The sequence below is a fragment of the Psychromonas sp. KJ10-10 genome (genome assembly GCF_047323245.1).
Taxonomy (GTDB): Bacteria; Pseudomonadota; Gammaproteobacteria; order Enterobacterales; family Psychromonadaceae; genus Psychromonas.
In genome coordinates, this window is record NZ_CP178826.1 from 4,132,497 (window position 1) to 4,148,744 (window position 16,248).

Annotated in this window: 18 protein-coding genes and 1 pseudogene; 15 read left to right on the forward strand and 4 right to left on the reverse strand. The window is 36.4% G+C overall.

The window, feature by feature from the left end; genetic code table 11:
• Positions 1-2: 2 nt before the first annotated feature.
• From ACLKMH_RS23655 to ACLKMH_RS23675, 5 genes are all read left to right on the forward strand, one after another.
• Positions 3-455, forward strand: coding sequence for a hypothetical protein (locus tag ACLKMH_RS23655; RefSeq protein ID WP_413700200.1), 453 nt, complete (start codon positions 3-5; stop codon positions 453-455).
• Complete coding sequence (locus tag ACLKMH_RS23660) at positions 400-1,242, forward strand: O-antigen ligase family protein (protein WP_413700201.1); 843 nt, start codon at positions 400-402, stop codon at positions 1,240-1,242. Before ACLKMH_RS23655 ends, ACLKMH_RS23660 begins: the two co-directional genes overlap by 56 nt.
• 107 nt (positions 1,243-1,349) lie before the next feature.
• On the forward strand, positions 1,350-1,964 hold the full coding sequence (locus ACLKMH_RS23665) for a 3-deoxy-D-manno-octulosonic acid transferase (RefSeq protein ID WP_413700202.1): 615 nt from the start codon (positions 1,350-1,352) through the stop codon (positions 1,962-1,964).
• 16 nt (positions 1,965-1,980) lie between these two features.
• Entirely contained in the window at positions 1,981-2,490 is a 510-nt protein-coding gene (locus ACLKMH_RS23670; RefSeq protein ID WP_413700203.1) for a hypothetical protein, read from the forward strand.
• 8 nt (positions 2,491-2,498) lie between these two features.
• Entirely contained in the window at positions 2,499-3,347 is an 849-nt protein-coding gene (locus ACLKMH_RS23675) for a glycosyltransferase (RefSeq protein WP_413700204.1), read from the forward strand.
• A 14-nt stretch (positions 3,348-3,361) separates the two neighbouring features.
• Here the strand turns inward: ACLKMH_RS23675 and ACLKMH_RS23680 are convergent, their stop codons facing one another.
• The gene (locus tag ACLKMH_RS23680; protein WP_413700205.1) at positions 3,362-3,928 is read right to left on the reverse strand and encodes a 3-deoxy-D-manno-octulosonic acid kinase; all 567 of its coding nucleotides are present in this window, start codon (positions 3,926-3,928) and stop codon (positions 3,362-3,364) included.
• Positions 3,929-4,174: 246 nt separating this feature from the next.
• Here ACLKMH_RS23680 and ACLKMH_RS23685 point away from each other — a divergent pair, with 246 nt between their 5' ends.
• Together ACLKMH_RS23685 and ACLKMH_RS23690 are read left to right on the forward strand one after the other, a co-directional pair.
• Positions 4,175-5,224 carry a glycosyltransferase family 9 protein gene (locus tag ACLKMH_RS23685; RefSeq protein ID WP_413700206.1) on the forward strand — a complete coding sequence of 350 codons (1,050 nt, stop codon included), beginning with the start codon at positions 4,175-4,177 and terminating at the stop codon, positions 5,222-5,224.
• An 86-nt stretch (positions 5,225-5,310) separates the two neighbouring features.
• Entirely contained in the window at positions 5,311-5,994 is a 684-nt protein-coding gene (locus ACLKMH_RS23690; protein ID WP_413700207.1) for a glycosyltransferase family 2 protein, read from the forward strand.
• 12 nt (positions 5,995-6,006) lie between these two features.
• Here ACLKMH_RS23690 and ACLKMH_RS23695 read toward each other — a convergent pair whose 3' ends face one another.
• Together ACLKMH_RS23695 and ACLKMH_RS23700 are read right to left on the reverse strand one after the other, a co-directional pair.
• A complete protein-coding gene (locus tag ACLKMH_RS23695; protein ID WP_413700208.1) occupies positions 6,007-6,138 on the reverse strand; it encodes a hypothetical protein in 132 nt (43 codons plus the stop codon).
• Positions 6,131-7,030, reverse strand: coding sequence for a glycosyltransferase family 9 protein (locus tag ACLKMH_RS23700; RefSeq protein WP_413700209.1), 900 nt, complete (start codon positions 7,028-7,030; stop codon positions 6,131-6,133). The genes ACLKMH_RS23695 and ACLKMH_RS23700 overlap by 8 nt, the downstream gene beginning before the upstream one ends.
• 103 nt (positions 7,031-7,133) lie before the next feature.
• On the opposite strand from ACLKMH_RS23700, the gene ACLKMH_RS23705 reads away from it, so the two are divergent.
• Positions 7,134-8,177 carry a glycosyltransferase family 9 protein gene (locus tag ACLKMH_RS23705; protein WP_413700210.1) on the forward strand — a complete coding sequence of 348 codons (1,044 nt, stop codon included), beginning with the start codon at positions 7,134-7,136 and terminating at the stop codon, positions 8,175-8,177.
• Between the two features lie 142 nt (positions 8,178-8,319).
• Here ACLKMH_RS23705 and pgi read toward each other — a convergent pair whose 3' ends face one another.
• Entirely contained in the window at positions 8,320-9,972 is a 1,653-nt protein-coding gene (gene pgi, locus ACLKMH_RS23710) for a glucose-6-phosphate isomerase (RefSeq protein WP_413700211.1), read from the reverse strand.
• Between the two features lie 317 nt (positions 9,973-10,289).
• Here pgi and ubiE point away from each other — a divergent pair, with 317 nt between their 5' ends.
• From ubiE to ACLKMH_RS23745, 7 genes and pseudogenes are all read left to right on the forward strand, one after another.
• Positions 10,290-11,045, forward strand: a complete 756-nt coding sequence (gene ubiE, locus ACLKMH_RS23715; RefSeq protein WP_413700212.1) for a bifunctional demethylmenaquinone methyltransferase/2-methoxy-6-polyprenyl-1,4-benzoquinol methylase UbiE — start codon at positions 10,290-10,292, stop codon at positions 11,043-11,045.
• A 15-nt stretch (positions 11,046-11,060) separates the two neighbouring features.
• Complete coding sequence (locus tag ACLKMH_RS23720) at positions 11,061-11,657, forward strand: SCP2 domain-containing protein (RefSeq protein ID WP_413700213.1); 597 nt, start codon at positions 11,061-11,063, stop codon at positions 11,655-11,657.
• A gap of 26 nt (positions 11,658-11,683) precedes the next feature.
• Positions 11,684-13,321 (forward strand): annotated as a pseudogene (ubiB, locus tag ACLKMH_RS23725) (ubiquinone biosynthesis regulatory protein kinase UbiB).
• A 123-nt stretch (positions 13,322-13,444) separates the two neighbouring features.
• Complete coding sequence (tatA, locus tag ACLKMH_RS23730; RefSeq protein WP_413700214.1) at positions 13,445-13,687, forward strand: Sec-independent protein translocase subunit TatA; 243 nt, start codon at positions 13,445-13,447, stop codon at positions 13,685-13,687.
• Positions 13,687-14,079 (forward strand): Sec-independent protein translocase protein TatB, encoded by a 393-nt coding sequence (gene tatB, locus ACLKMH_RS23735; protein WP_413700215.1) that lies wholly within the window; start codon positions 13,687-13,689, stop codon positions 14,077-14,079. The genes tatA and tatB overlap by 1 nt, the downstream gene beginning before the upstream one ends.
• Positions 14,080-14,850, forward strand: coding sequence for a twin-arginine translocase subunit TatC (gene tatC / locus ACLKMH_RS23740; protein WP_413700216.1), 771 nt, complete (start codon positions 14,080-14,082; stop codon positions 14,848-14,850).
• 309 nt (positions 14,851-15,159) lie between these two features.
• Positions 15,160-16,167, forward strand: coding sequence for a BMP family lipoprotein (locus ACLKMH_RS23745; RefSeq protein ID WP_413700217.1), 1,008 nt, complete (start codon positions 15,160-15,162; stop codon positions 16,165-16,167).
• The last annotated feature ends 81 nt before the right edge of the window (positions 16,168-16,248 follow it).

Below are 16,248 nucleotides of genomic sequence, written 5' to 3' on the forward strand. Positions count from 1 at the left end.
TAATGCTTAAAAAAATAAATTTTAATACTTCTCAATATATTCAATTTTTTACTTTTATCTTTTTTGCCATGACATTTTTAGTCCGTTCAGGAAATGGTTATGGTGCTTTAGCTTTAAGTTTGATGACAATATTTAGCATACCTTCGCTATATCAGTACCTAAAATCCAATCCATTAACCAACATGGAAAAAGGATTATTTTTTTCATTAGTGTTTTTTGCACTTATTCCCATGTTATCAGCCTATAACGAAGGGTTATCTGGCAGTGCCTATGACAAACCAGCACGTTATTTAGTGGCGGCTATCACCTTTCTAATGTTACTTCGTTATAAAGTGAATTTAATGAGTATTGCATTAGGCGCTTGGCTAGGTGCCATTTTTGCGGGTGGGAATGCAATATATGATGTGTTTTTTAGATATGCCTCGCGCAGGTGGCCGTTTTACCGTTGTCATTGAGTTTGGAGATATTTCTCTCCTTTTGACCGGTTTTGTTATGCTTTGTTATCAAACACTAAAATCAAAAATCCCACAGATATTGATCATAATTAGTATTCTATTGGGATTCGTCGCGGTCATATTGTCACAAACACGTGGCGCTTGGGTATTCATTCCTTTTCTACTGTTAATTGTTGCGACTCATTACCGTTACCTTTTGGGTAATATCAATAAAAAAAGATTTCTACCAATCAGTCTTATTTTAATGACAGTGATTAGTGCTAGTGTTTTAAGTGCTGGAAAAATGATCAGTGAACGTATTAAAGAAGTCAAAAATGATATTATTCTATATCAAGACGGTGATAGCTTTACACCGGTTGGTTTGCGTTTTGACATGTGGAAAAGTGGCATTCAAAGCATTAAAAACTCTCCTATTTGGGGTGGTGGAGAACAGGGTGTTGTAATTGGCAAACAGCAACTCAATGCACAAAATAAAATTAATTTACCTGCAGATGTCGTAACCTGGACAAGTGTGCATAATCAATATTTAGATACTTGGGCTAAATACGGTGTTTTTGCTTTTATGGCGCTTTTAGGTCTGTTTTTATTTCCTTTAATTTTCTTTATTAAACAATGTAATAAAAGCGATAAACAAACTCGAACAGCTTCATACTGTGGCATAACTCTTTGCACTGGTTACCTATTTTTTAGTTTAACGGAATCGGTTTTTACCATAAATTCAACAGTAATGTTTTATAGTTTTGCAATTATCTTTTTCTTCTCCTGTACCAAAACAAGCAAGGTTTAAATAACAGTGATCCTTTTTTCTACCAATTATTACAAGGCTTATTATTTCCCTTTATTTGGTTTAAGTTAATCAAAAAATCAAAGGGGAAACTATCATTTTCTAAGCAATTGCAATATCTAGGGCTAGCAAAAAAACAATCACATCCAGTCGTTTGTTTTCACTGTGTTTCAGTAGGTGAAGTACTGACTTCGATCCCTTTAATTAAAAAATATCAACAGCAACACCCACAGCAAAAGATACTGATCACCACCACTACCTTCACTGGCTATCAAGAAGTAAAAAAAGCCTTTGAAAATAAAGTTGAGCATAGGTTCATGGCACTAGATTTCATTCTATTTAGTAAGCTATTTTTCTCAAGTAACAATATTATCGCGCTTAATATTATTGAAACAGAGCTTTGGCCTAACTTATTACAACAAGCCAAAAAGAATAATATTCCTATTACATTAATTAATGCCAGATTATCGGCTCGCTCAACAAAACGTTATCTGAAACTTTCTCGAACAGCTCGCTGGTTAGTAAATCATATCGATAACTTATTAGCGCAACATCAAGATGATGCACAACGTTTTATTCAACTTGGTGTTTCCCCTGAAAAAATAACTATCACTGGCAGTATTAAATTTGATATCAACATCGATCCGGAAAAGCAAAAACTCGGAGAAGCATTGAAAAATAAATTATCACACTCTCCAGTTGTTTTAGCAGACAAGCACTCATAAAGGTGAAGATGAAATTATGTTAAATGCTTTTTCTGCTTTGCAAGAAAAGCAAAAAAACGCATTATTAATTATCGTTCCTAGGCATCCTGAACGCTTCGAACAGGTTTTTCAATTAGCAAAAAAGCAATCCTTTGAAACTTACCGTAAAACAGAGAATGCCTTACCACCAGAAGACGCTCAGGTTTATATTGGTGATACTATGGGAGAAATGCTTATCTACCTTGCTTTAGCAGACTTAGTGATAATGGGAGGTAGCTTTGTTCCAGTTGGAGGCCATAATTTACTTGAACCTGCGGCTTTACAAAAAGCATCTATCACCGGCCCGCATACCTTTAATTTTACCGATATCACAGAGCAGTTAATTAAAGTCGGACACACCACAAAAGTTGACAATGCTAAGCATCTCGCCCAGTCTTTAATATTACATTGTGAGCACTTTGAAAACTTATCAAAGCAAGGTGAGAATGGATTACAGGTGGTAAAAAGTAATCAAGGCGCATTACAAAAAACTTTAGCTTCACTATAAAAAGTTTTATGAAACAAAGAGAAGATATGCAAAATAACCCTGCTCAAAAATTTAAAGCATCCATTATCATTGCTTTCTATAACAATACAACAGCGCTGGCATTGGTTTTTAGCGCCCTAGAAAAGCAAACTGAAAAAGACTTTGAAGTCGTTATTGCCGATGATGGTTCCAATGAAGAGAGCTTACAAACATTACAAGAAATGAGTCAGATCAGTACTCTAAACATCCTGCATAGTTGGCAAGAAGATAGTGGTTTTAGAAAAAATAGGTGTCTCAATAAAGCCATACAAGCTTCTCACAGCGACTATTTAATCTTTATCGATGGTGATTGTATTCCTCAATCTCACTTTATAGAAGACCACCTCAGTGAAGCGCAAGCGGGCGTTTGTTTAAATGGGCGCCGAGCTGACCTTTCCGATAAAATGACAAGTCTTCTTCGTAAATCAGCCAATCCTGCAAAATTTATTGCTGAAAATCGCTACAAAATGCTCCATGACTATTTATTGGGCAATGGCAAAAATATTGAAAAAGGATTTAGAATTACACACCCTAAATTACGAAAAATAATTCAGAAGAAAAACAAAGGTTTAGTGGGATGTAATTTTTCATTATTTAAGCAAGATTTACTCAAGATCAATGCTTTTGACGAACGCTATGAAGCGCCAGGAGTAGGTGAAGATAGTGATATTGATTTTCGTCTTCGCCTTGCAGGTATTACTATTAAACCGCTTTTTTATAAAGCAATCCAAGTTCACCTTTACCACAAAATTTTACCAAGATCCGATGTCAATGAAGCCTTATTTAAACAAATCCAAAATGAAGGCAAAGCCTGGACCAACTATGGCATTAAAAAATAAATGAAATAAAAATATTAATGTTCTTGATAACCCTGCATCAGGGTCGTCCAATTGGCTTCATCCCAATTTAATTTGTTATTAATTGTTTTTTCTTTCCTAAAAGAGCGTAACAAGCGTGCTAAGGTTTGCTCTTTCCAAGGGCCACTTTCTCTTTGCGCACATTTATCAAAATCAATTAACCAAACTTTATCGCTAGTGTCGATCATAATATTATGGCTATTCATATCGCTATGATAAATATTATGATCATGAAATAAACGGATCACGCGACCTATTTCACGCCAACGACTTTCATGCACCGCCTGTTTCGTCAATATTGCAACTAAGTCCTGAGCACCTTCAATTAATTCAATGATCAAATCTGCTTTATAAAAAACAGTACTACAGCTTATCTTTCCTGCATAAGGTATTGGAACAGGCAAACCTAAGCTATTCATTTTATCCAACAACTCAAATTCTTGATAAGCACGAGTCTGTTTTAAACCTTGAAAAAGAAAATTATCAGAATTCACTTTGCCGATTAAACCACCACGATAATAATGGCGTAAAACGTATTTTTTTGTTGATGCTGAAAAAACCAAGTGGTCCCCCGACCAACAGAGCTACCGGTGATTAAATTATTTTCTTGCAGATAATTAATATCAAAAACAGACTCAGAAAAATTAGAGGCATTAAAAAAGTAGGTTTGTTTGTTTATTTCAATAATTTTCACATTTATGACTTTATTTGAATAAATGAAGGTATGTTATTTTACATTAGCAACGCGCCTTTGCATAATGCGTCTATTCTCACTTATATTTTGATTCACTATAATTAATAGGTAAATTATGCCTTTGTTCACCACGCCACCTAAATCAATCTGTATATTACGCCTCAGTGCGATTGGTGATGTTTGCCATGCAATAGCGGCTGTGCAAGCGATTCAAAGACAATGGCCAGACACTAAAATAACCTGGGTGACAGGAAAGCTAGAAGCACAACTATTACAACATATCGATAATGTTGAAGTGATTAGTTTTGATAAAAAACAAGGTTGGAAAGCCTATTTAACACTGCGTAACGCTCTAAAAGATCACCACTTTGATGCCTTATTACATATGCAGGCGACCTTAAGATCTAGCATTGCGAGCTTGATGATCAAGGCTAGGGTTAAACTTGGATTTGATAAAGCCAGAGCAAAAGATGCACAATGGTTATTTACCAATAAAAAAATAGACAGCGCAAAATCGAGCCATGTATTAGATGGTTTTATGGCCTTTGCAGAAAAGCTCGGTATTGAAGATTTAAAGGTACAATGGTCAATCAATATACCAGAGGAAAGCAAGCAAAAAGCAATTAACTTAGTTAATAATAAACCGACTTTTATTATCTGTCCTGTCGCTAGTAAAGCTTATAAAAACTGGACTGTTGAAGGTTATAGTGCACTCGCAAATCACGCTCTTAAACAGGGCTTCCAAGTATTTATCTGTGGTGCTCCTACAAAGATTGAAAAACAACTGGCTGAAACAATTATCAAGCAAACCAATCAACAGGCAATTGGCTTAATTGGTCAAACATCACTGATCGAATTATTGGCATTAATACAACAAGCAACGCTTATTTTAGCGCCTGATACAGGGCCAACACATATGGCAACCATAGTTAATACACCTGTCATTGGTTTATACGCCCACCACAATCCTAAACGCACAGGGCCATATTATCAACTTGATCATGTTGTTAGTGTTTACCAACAATTAATTACCCAACAAACAGGAAAAAGCATTGAACAATTACCCTGGCGAGCACGAGTTAAAGATGACAATGCTATGTCTTTGATTACCATTGATGCGGTGATCACTATGTTTGATAACCTTAGCCAAAAACAGGAACAATAAGATGTCTGAAAATAGTATCAGCGCCATTATTATTACTAAAAATGAACAACATAATATCACTGACTTGCTTAGACTCATTAACTTGGGTGGATGAAATTATTATTGTCGACTCTGGCAGTGAAGATAAAACGGAGGAAATTGTTAAGGATTATGGCGCCAAGTTTTATTCCCATACTGAATGGCAAGGCTTTGGTAAACAAAAACAACTCGCACAAAATTACGCAACTTGTAAATGGATAATTGCCATTGATGCCGATGAAGTCGTATCGCCTGAATTACAAAAATCTATCCAGCAAAAAATAGCGACTTCTAATAATACAGTTTTTAAAATACAACGTAAAACCTGGGTCTTCGGTCGCTTTTTAGCACACTCTGGCTGGGTTGATAAAATAATCCGTGTTTACCCTAATAACTTAGCTAAATATGACGATGCCCTAGTGCATGAAAAAATAATAACTGCGACAGATGTAAATATTGCTCAACTAGAGGGGGATTTATTCCATTATTCCTACAGCAACATCGAAAATTATTTAGTTAAATCGGCAAGTTATGGCAAAGCCTGGGCAGATCAGCGTCAGCAAAGAGGCAAAAAAGCCAGCCTAACTCAAGGCTTCACTCATGCTTTAGGTTGTTTTATAAAAATGTATTTATTAAAGCGTGGTTTCTTAGATGGTAAACAAGGACTACTTATCGCCGTACTTTCTGCCCACTCTACCTTTATAAAATATGCGGACTTATGGGTCAGAAAGAACGATAGTCGAGCGAAATAACAAAAACACTCTTTAAAACTCATGTGAGTTTAAAAAACTAGACAAATTTTGCATCACAGAGTGAATATCAATTGAAGACATATCTTCCTGTGTTTTGTCATTTTTTGCTGGAATAAAAGCAATATGGCGTTCTTTATTATTCAAGGGTTGCCAACGTAAAGGGGTTGCACTTCGCTTCGCAGGAAAGAATCCAGCGGTAAGTACATCGGCGAACGCCTGCAATATGTAATGGCCCAGTAGAACCTGCAATAAATAAATCCGCACAGCTAATAGTCTGACAAAAAGAAATCAATCCCTGCGTCGATTCATACAAATAACTGGGCACGCTTTCCGATAACAAGGACTGAAGTGCTCTAGCTTGCGCTTCTTCTCCTGGCCCTGCAGTTAATATGAATCCCATCTCGCTATATTGTTCACTTAGTAATGAAATAAGTTGCGCATATTGCTCGATAGATAAGTTATTTGCACTGCCACCACTACCAGCATGAATGAAGCATAGCTTGTTGATAGGTTTATTTAACTTTTGCAAGAGTGACGCTTTAATCTCATTTTGTAATGAATCATCAACCACTAGGTAAGGCGCTTTAACTTCAACAACCTGTTGTTGTTTTTTTGCTAGAAAATGACGGATTAAATCTAAGTTGTATTCGAATTCAGGCTTCGCAGATTGTGAGCGACGCTGTTTTAAACGATCCGTAAATAAAAATTGTGCCCATTTAGTCGCTGGCGCTAAACGATAAGGTATTTTTGCTTTACGACCTAGTTGCGCATTACGTGTCGTTGAAAATAAACAAATATAATCACTATAATTTTCTGCTTTAACTTGCTCAATCAATTGCGCTTGTTGACTACTGTCTGTGTTATCAACAATGATATTATCGATCCACGGGCAAAGCTCTGCTAATGGCTTAGTATAAGCGGGCACTAAAGCATCAATTTGTGCATTTGGCATCGATTTTTTGAGCATTGCAAAGCTAGGCCACGCAAGCATAAAATCACCGATTTTATCATTTCGAACAACAAGTATTTTATGCATTATTTATGCCTCAGATCGGAAAAAAACTATTGTACTGACATTTAAATAGATTCTACACAAAAGTTTTTATACAATCTTGCGGTATTTAATTTCAAGGATTTTTATGAAAATACTGATTGTTCGCTTAGGTGCGTTAGGAGATACTGTTTTCGCAAGCGTAGCGATATCAACTATTCAACAAAATCTACCCGAGGATACACAGATAGATTGGTTAGGCTCACCGATTACACACTCTCTGTTTAAACACGATCCTCGTATAAATAATGTCTACTCCATTAAATTTAAAAAGCTTCCAACTCTATTAAACGCGGATAAAAAACAGATTATTTCAATCAGTAAAAAAGCGCCCTACGACCTTATTATTAATCTGGAAAACGACGCTAAATTTTTCTCTATCGTAAAACAAATTCACGCAAAATATAAAGTCGGAGCACCTTTTACAAAAGGACCCGATGACAGCAAGCAACATGCCGTTGAATCTATGCTAGAGGTTACTAAGGTAGGACTTGCTAAACTAACAAAAAATAATAAATCAAATTATTACCCAACAACCTTAGTAGGCAGTGATTATAAAGCACTGCAGAATAAATTTAATTTACCTGAACGTTATATTGTACTGCACCCAGGTAATAGCCATGTAGGCCGTGCAGGCTCGATAAATTATCGCGCTTGGCCAATCACTCACTGGCAGAGCCTAGCAACCAGCTTATGTGAAAAGTATCATAAAACACATTCTATTATTTTAGTGGGTTGCCCCAATGAGCAAGCTTTTATTGAACAGCTTGAAAAGGACATCGATGCTAAAAACATCCTCAATTTGGGCGGAAAAACCAGCGTCAATGAGCTAATTACACTGATCGAACAAGCAGAACTACTAATATCCACAGATACCGGCCCATCACATATCGCATCAGCTGTAAAAACCCCTGTATTAGCAATGTTAGGACCTAATGATTATCGTAAAACCGGCCCATATTCACATGCTGACAACCAGGTCGAAATAATCTCGTTAGGGCTTGAATGTAGCCCTTGTCTGCCCGATGGTAGTATTAAAAACTGTCGCAGTAACATCTGCATGATAAATTTAAAACCAGAGATAGTGCTAAATAAAGTGGCGACTTATATTAAGGAAATTAACGGGAATTAAGGGATTATTTTTCAGGAAGAGCTTCAATTAATTGAAGTATAGTTTGTTAATTTCACTACGCAGAGAGCCTAATTAAAAAAATAATGTCATGCCAGATTCTAGCATGACATTAATTTTCAACTTAAATTTTCACCTTAGAAACTTATTTCCAAGCTTTCCAGGTATTAATTAAACCATTGGTTGAACTATCATGACTTTTTACGACTTCATCATCAGCTAACTCAGGTAAAATTTGTCCTGCAAGTTGTTTACCTAATTCAACACCCCATTGATCGAAACTGAAAATATTCCAAATCACACCTTGAGTGAAGATTTTTTGCTCATACATAGCAATTAATTGTCCAAGTGACTTTGGTGTAATTTTCTTCAGCAAAATTGAGTTCGTTGGTTTGTTACCCGAGAAGACTTTAAATGGCACTAATTCAGCCACTTCCTCCGGCGTTTTACCTGCGACGCTAAATTCAGCTTCAACCTGTTCTTTACTTTTACCAAAGGCTAATGCCTCTGTTTGTGCAAAGAAGTTAGATAGTAATTTACTATGATGGTCACCCGCTGGATTTTGACTAATTGCTGGTGCAATAAAATCACATGGAATGATTTTAGTCCCCTGATGAATCAATTGATAAAAGGCATGTTGACCATTAGTACCTGGTTCACCCCAAATAATCGGACCCGTTTGGTAATCAACAGGATCACCATTACGGTCAACACATTTACCATTTGATTCCATATTCCCCTGTTGGAAGAAAGCAGGAAAACGATGCATATATTGATCGTAAGGTAGAATAGTTTCAGTTTCTGCACCATAGAAATTGTTATACCAAACACCGATCACAGCAAGAATAACAGGAATGTTATCTTTGAATTCAGTTTCAGCAAAATGTTTGTCCATTTCGTGGGCACCTTCAAGTAGTGCTTCAAAGTTATCGAAACCTATGGTTAATGCAATGGATAAACCAATTGCAGACCAAAGAGAGTAACGACCACCAACCCAATCCCAAAACTCAAACATGTTATCAATATCAATACCAAACTCAGTTACAAGCTGAGCATTGGTTGATAAAGTCGCAAAATGTTTAGCGACATGTGCTTCATCCTGGGCAAAATTCAGGAACCAATCACGTGCACTATTTGCATTTGTCATGGTTTCTTGTGTGGTGAATGTTTTTGAAGCAACAAGGAATAAAGTAGTTTCAGGGTCAACTTTAGCTAAGGTTTCAACAATATGCGTACCATCAACATTTGATACAAAATGTGTTTCAATGCCTTCTACTTTATAAGGTGCCAATGCTTCCGTTACCATGTAAGGGCCAAGGTCTGAACCACCAATACCGATGTTAACAATATCGGTTATCGCTTTACCGGTGTAACCTTTCCATTCACCAGAGTGAACTTTTGTACAGAAGGCTTTCATCTGTGCGAGTACTTTATTAACTTGAGGCATCACATCAACACCATCAACCATAACGGGTGTATTACTGCGATTACGTAAAGCAGTATGTAAAACCGCGCGACCTTCAGTTAGGTTAATTTTTTCACCTGAAAATTGTGCTTTTATCGCGCCACTTAAATCAACTTCTTCAGCAAGTTTTAACAAGCTGTCAAAAATCTCTTCAGTGATTAAATTTTTTGAGAAGTCGACGAGAAAGTCTTTACCAAATTGACGAGAAAAGAGATCAAAACGATGATCGTCAACCGCAAACAAAGATGAGATTTGCATATTTTCATTTTTAGAAAATAACGTCTGTAGTTCCGACCAAGCATCTGTTTGCGTTGGGTTAATATTTTTCAACATGGCAAAGCTCCAAAATTTAATGTTTCATTAATGATTATTTAATCATTACAAAAAAGTGAGTATTATTCTATCTAATATAACGATTTTAGTAATGATCTACTGTAATAAAAAGTAACATTGAACAATCTAAATAACACCTAGTTACCTCTCCTTTTTGCATATCTAAGATCATTATTTTGATCATTCTTTAGTAAAATAGTTAAATAGCACTGATACCACTTAGGTATAAATTGCCTTGCTGAGTTTGCATTTTGAAGTATCATAAGCGAGAAATTTTGAAATATCATAAGCATAAAATCATTTAAAAAGAGATTTACATGAGCGAGAGACAAGAAAACACTACCCATTTTGGCTTTAAAACCGTTGAAGAAGACAAAAAAGTTGAATTAGTTGCTGACGTTTTTCACTCGGTTGCAACTAAATATGATGTGATGAACGATGTATTATCAATGGGTATTCATCGAGTTTGGAAACGTTTCACAGTTGATTGCTCAGGCGTTAGACAAGGTCAAAAGGTATTAGATTTAGCGGGAGGAACGGGCGATTTAACAGCTAAATTCTCACGTATTGTAGGCCAAGAGGGCCAGGTTGTTTTAGCTGATATTAACGATTCAATGCTAAAAGTTGGACGTAGCAAACTACGTGATTTAGGCATCGAAGGTAATGTTGAATATGTTCAAGCTAATGCCGAGGAACTGCCTTTTCCTGATAATCACTTTGACTTAGTGACTATTGCTTTTGGCCTGCGTAATGTGACCGATAAAGATAAAGCGCTTGCCTCAATATATCGAGTATTAAAACCCGGTGGTCGTTTATTAGTGTTAGAGTTTTCTAAGCCTATTCACAAACCTATTAGCAAATTTTACGATTTCTATTCCTTTAATATTTTACCAAAATTGGGCAAATTAATAGCGAATGACAGTGAAAGCTATCAATATCTTGCGGAAAGTATTCGTATGCATCCTAATCAGGAAACATTAAAAGAAATGATGGGGGATGTTGGCTTTGAAGGTACGGAATACTTCAACCTAAGCGCAGGTATTGTTGCACTGCACCGTGGCTACAAATACTAATTAAGCGAGAAATTTATGCCATTTGAGAACCTTGTATGTGGCCTGCTAGAAACAGGTGTTAACAAATTACATCAGTTAGACTCGACTGCTCAACAAAAACGCAAAACGCTCGATGGCACTATTATTGGTATTGCTTTTAAAGAAATAAAAGCTCCCTTCTACTTTGTAGTTAGTCAACAGCAAATTGATATTTTAAGTCACTTTGAAGGGCAAGCAGATTGTTTTATCCGTTTAAGTCTTTTTACTTTGTTTGAACTTCAAGATAGTAGCCAACTTACAGGGCTTATAAAAAGTGGCCAGCTAGAGGTTGATGGCGACATTAAAATAGTACAAAAGTTTGCACTTTTACTTACCGAAATGGATATTGATTGGGAAGAGCATTTATCCCATAAAGTGGGTGATTTAATAGCTCATAAACTGGTTTATCATGCTAAACAATGTCAAACACAACTTTCTAAACAAAATGTTTTAATGAAACGACAATTGGCAGAAATTGTAACTGAAGAATTGAAACTTGCCCCCGGTCCATTAGAAGTCGCTTACTTTTGTGAACAAGTCAATGACATTGAAAAACAAGTGATGGCTTTAGAAAAACGACTTAGTTGCTATTAGTACACAGACCCTAGTACAGGACAATAATGATAAAACTTAAAGAGCTATCACGTTTATACGATATCAATAAAACCATTATTGAATTTGGCCTTATTGAGATATTACCAAAAGAACATCGCCCTATCAGCTACAAACTGATGCGTATTATTTTTTTGGATCCGTAGTAAACATCAAGATTTAAGCCTACCTGAGCGACTGCGATTAAGTTTACAATCACTCGGCCCTATTTATATTAAACTTGGGCAAATGTTATCCACTCGTCGAGATTTACTGCCCCCTATTTATGCCGATCAACTTGCTTACCTACAGGATAACGTGCCTCCATTTTGTGGCGAGTTAGCCATCAAACAAATCGAGCGCTCGTTAGGAAAGAGTATTGATCAACTATTTGAACATTTTGATTCTAAAGCCCTTGCCTCTGCCTCTATTGCACAGGTACATACTGCCACCCTGCGTGAAGATAATCGTGAAGTAGTTATTAAAGTGATCCGTCCTGGCATAGAAAAAACCATTGATGCCGATATTCAATTGATGAAATGGTTAGCAGAATTAATGCAACATTTCTTAAAGGATGCTGAGCGTTTACGCCCAGTTGAAGTAGTACATGAATATGAAAAAACCATTGTTGATGAATTAGATTTAATGCGTGAAGGCGCTAATGCAATTCAACTGAGGCGTAATTTTCTAGATTCTAAATTGCTCTATGTTCCTGAAATATATTCTGATTATTGCACCAAAAATGTATTAGTCATGGAGCGAATTTACGGTATTCCTGTGTCAGATATTGACGCATTAGCAACCAAAGAACAGATTTTAAATTACTCGCTGAACGTGGTGTTGAAGCCTTTTTTACGCAGGTCTTTCGAGATAGTTTTTTTCATGCGGATATGCACCCAGGAAATGTATTTGTTTCCTATGATCATCCCGAAGATCCTCTTTGGATTGGTATTGATTGCGGTATTGTTGGTACCCTAAATAACGAAGATAAACGTTATTTAGCGGAAAACTTTCTAGCATTCTTTAATCGAGATTACCGACAGGTAGCACAGTTGCATATTGATTCAGGCTGGGTACCAGAGGATACCCCGGTTGAAGAGTTTGAATTTGCCATTCGTGCAGTTTGCGAACCAATATTTGAGAAACCATTATCAGAAATATCCTTTGCTACTGTTTTAATTAATTTATTTAACACCGCCCGCCGCTACAATATGAAAGTACAACCACAATTGGTTTTATTACAGAAAACACTACTTTATATTGAAGGCTTGGGTCGTCAATTATATCCACAGCTAGATCTTTGGGATACTGCAAAGCCATTCTTAGAAAACTGGATGAAGGAACAGGTTAGCCCTAAAACACTAGTCAAAAAACTGCAACAAAAGGCTCCCTTTTGGCTAGAAAAATTACCCGAAATACCTGAATTGGTCTACCATAATCTCGCAAATGGTAAAGCAATGCAGAGACAACAAAAACAATTAATAGCTTCTATTAACCAACAACAAAAAAATAATAGTAAAAGCTATTTTTATATTGGTATTGGAGCAACACTAAGTTTAATCTGTGCATTATCTTATTTACAAGCAGACTTGGATTTAGCCCTAATAACAGGCATTCCTGCTATTTTTACATGGTTACTTGCATGGCATCATACCAATAAGCAATAAAGTTTGTTATAAAGTATAAAAGATTGTAACCAGTTAGCGAGCATAGTCAGGCGATAATAGAAAATGGCTTAGTTAATCAGTTACTAAAAATTTAACATTACACATTCAAAGGAAATAAATATTATGGGCGGCATCAGCATTTGGCAACTAGTTATCATCGCAGTCATAGTGATCTTATTATTTGGCACAAAAAAACTTCGTGGTATTGGTGGTGATTTAGGTGGTGCAATTAAAGGATTTAAGAAATCCATGCAGGATGATGAAACAACAGCTGAAAAGTCTGAGCAACAATTAGAAAATCAGAAAGATGCTTCATTCAGCAACGAAAAAAGCACTGAAAAAACAAAAGAAAAAGACCAAGCATAATGTTTGATATCGGTTTCTGGGAGATCGCCCTGATCTCCATCATTGGCCTTGTTGTGTTAGGTCCAGAGCGTTTACCAATCGCTATCCGTAGCGTAATGCAATGGATCAACACAGCTAAAAGCATGGCAAACTCAGTTAAGTCGGAAATTTCTCAAGAGCTGAAATTACACGAAATGAATGAGAATATGATCAAAGCAAGTAAAGATGGCTTAAACAATCTGGATCCAGATTTAAAAAAATCTATTGATGATATGAAAGAAAGCGCTCAAGAGCTAGTTACTCCTTATAAATCAGCCGTTGAAGATGTACAACAAACGATGACTAATGAAACAACAGAAAAAGTACAAAAAGATGTGCCAGATGATAATGCACCGCAACAGGAAAAGAAGTAGATGAGCGAAAGCGAAAATCAAGCAGAAGAAAGCACATCCAGCACACAACATAGTTTACCGTTAATCAGCCACCTACTCGAATTACGTGATCGTCTATTACGTGTCATTCTAGTGGTTATGGTACTGTTTTTAAGCTTGGTATATTTTGCTAACGACATTTATCAATATCTTGCAATTCCGCTAACTAGCCAACTCCCAGAAGGCTCAAGTATGATTGCCACGGGTGTCGCCACGCCCTTTTTCACCCCTATAAAATTAACTATTGTACTATCAATTTTTATTGCAATTCCCGCTATTTTACATCAAGTTTGGGCTTTTATTGCACCGGGTTTATACAAGCATGAACGTCGCTTAGTTGCGCCATTAGTTATTAGTAGCGCGTTGCTGTTTTATTTAGGAATGGTATTTGCCTATTACGTTGTTTTTCCGCTCGCTTTCTCTTTCTTTACCAGTACAGCCCCAGATGGAGTAACTATTGCAACGGATATTAGCAGTTATTTGGACTTCGTTTTAAAACTATTTTTTGCCTTTGGATTAGCCTTTGAGATCCCGATTGCAACCTTGGTTTTATGTTGGACAGGGGCAACAACCCCAGAAAAATTAAAACAAAAACGTCCCTATATCGTTGTTGGTGCCTTTGTTTTTGGAATGTTACTAACGCCACCTGACGTTATTTCACAAACATTACTTGCCATCCCAATGCTAATTTTATTTGAAGTCGGTCTGTTGTTTGCGCGCTTTTATGCACCAAAACAAGAAAATACAATGTGATAACTTAGTGAGCTTTAGGTGACAACCTCTAACTCACTGTTTTTAAAAACTAGTTTCATCTTCTCGTCGTAATAATGTGCTTTTTTATTACAAAGTGCATTTTTAGATAAAAAACGACTTGATGCGCTTAAAATAAAAATATATGTTATTAATAATAGAACATCATTAAGTTCGGCTCCTTTCGCTATGATAGCTTTATTTTATGACAGCAATCTGAACGTTCGCTAATGATCTGAGTGTTTTTACTAAAACGCTAATAATAGAATCCTACTTTTATCATTCACATAACCTATATCAAAAGGGACTTTCATGAAAAAGATTTTAACTACAACGGCGCGACTCGTATCGCTAGCACTTTCTTCACTAGTTGTTAATGTCGCAGACTTTAAACCAGCGATTGCTTACGACTCATCAGGTAAATTCGATAAATCATTTAGCCAAGCAGTTTATCAAAATGGCGCACTTAAATTTACTGAAGATACAAAAATCGAAGTACGCGATTTTGTTCCATCAAATGATGCACAACGTGAACAAGGTCTTGCTCGTCTAGCAAAACGTGGTTATAGCCCAATTGTTGCAGTTGGTTTTATGTACGGCTCAGCCTTAGAAAAAGTAGCGAAGCAATACCCAGAAAGCCAATTTGTAATTATCGATTCAGTCGTTGATCTACCAAATGTTAAATCTCTTCTTTTTAAAGAACATGAAGGTTCATTCTTAGTTGGTGCACTAGCGGCTTTGAAATCTGAAAGCAATAAAGTAGGTTTCGTTGGTGGTATGGATATTCCATTAATTCGTAAATTTGCCTGCGGTTATGAGCAAGGTGCTAAATACGTTAATAATGACGCAGAAGTATTCCAAAACATGACTGGTTCAACAAATGCGGCATGGTCTGATCCTGCTCGTGGTGCTGAATTAACTAAGAGTCAATTTACTAAAGGTGCAGACGTTGTCTTTGCAGTACCGCTGGCGGTACAGGTACAGGTGTTTATCAAGCGACAAAAGATGAAGGTAAATATGCTATTGGTGTTGACTCAAACCAAAATGATATGCACCCAGGAACCAATGTTAACGTCAATGGTGAAACGTGTTGGTTTAGCAACTTACACCGTATTCCAAGATGCAAAAGACGGTAATTTTACCGCAGGTATTGAAAGTAAAGGTTTGAAAGAAGCTGGTGTAGATTGGGCATTAGACGAGCATAACCGAGGATTAGTAACTGCTGAAATGGAAACTGAAATTAATAACATTAAAACAAAAATTGTTGCTGGTGAAATTACAGTACATGACTACATGACTGATAGTACTTGTACATACTAAAGCAGTTAATCTTCAAAAAGTAGTTTGCTCTCTCGTACCTAGTGACGAGGGAGCTTTTTTTAAAAGAGCATTAAGAGAAGT

Bases quoted from the DNA above. Each gene is read 5' to 3' on its own strand.
- ACLKMH_RS23655 (WP_413700200.1), top strand. From the start codon at position 3: ATGCTTAAAAAAATAAATTTTAATACTTCTCAATATATTCAATTTTTT.
- ACLKMH_RS23660 (WP_413700201.1), top strand. From the start codon at position 400: ATGATGTGTTTTTTAGATATGCCTCGCGCAGGTGGCCGTTTTACCGTT.
- ACLKMH_RS23670 (WP_413700203.1), top strand. From the start codon at position 1,981: ATGTTAAATGCTTTTTCTGCTTTGCAAGAAAAGCAAAAAAACGCATTA.
- ACLKMH_RS23675 (WP_413700204.1), top strand. From the start codon at position 2,499: ATGAAACAAAGAGAAGATATGCAAAATAACCCTGCTCAAAAATTTAAA.
- ACLKMH_RS23685 (WP_413700206.1), top strand. From the start codon at position 4,175: ATGCCTTTGTTCACCACGCCACCTAAATCAATCTGTATATTACGCCTC.
- ACLKMH_RS23700 (WP_413700209.1), bottom strand. From the start codon at position 7,030: ATGCATAAAATACTTGTTGTTCGAAATGATAAAATCGGTGATTTTATG.
- ACLKMH_RS23705 (WP_413700210.1), top strand. From the start codon at position 7,134: ATGAAAATACTGATTGTTCGCTTAGGTGCGTTAGGAGATACTGTTTTC.
- pgi (WP_413700211.1), bottom strand. From the start codon at position 9,972: ATGTTGAAAAATATTAACCCAACGCAAACAGATGCTTGGTCGGAACTA.
- ubiE (WP_413700212.1), top strand. From the start codon at position 10,290: ATGAGCGAGAGACAAGAAAACACTACCCATTTTGGCTTTAAAACCGTT.
- ACLKMH_RS23720 (WP_413700213.1), top strand. From the start codon at position 11,061: ATGCCATTTGAGAACCTTGTATGTGGCCTGCTAGAAACAGGTGTTAAC.
- tatA (WP_413700214.1), top strand. From the start codon at position 13,445: ATGGGCGGCATCAGCATTTGGCAACTAGTTATCATCGCAGTCATAGTG.
- tatB (WP_413700215.1), top strand. From the start codon at position 13,687: ATGTTTGATATCGGTTTCTGGGAGATCGCCCTGATCTCCATCATTGGC.
- tatC (WP_413700216.1), top strand. From the start codon at position 14,080: ATGAGCGAAAGCGAAAATCAAGCAGAAGAAAGCACATCCAGCACACAA.
- ACLKMH_RS23745 (WP_413700217.1), top strand. From the start codon at position 15,160: ATGAAAAAGATTTTAACTACAACGGCGCGACTCGTATCGCTAGCACTT.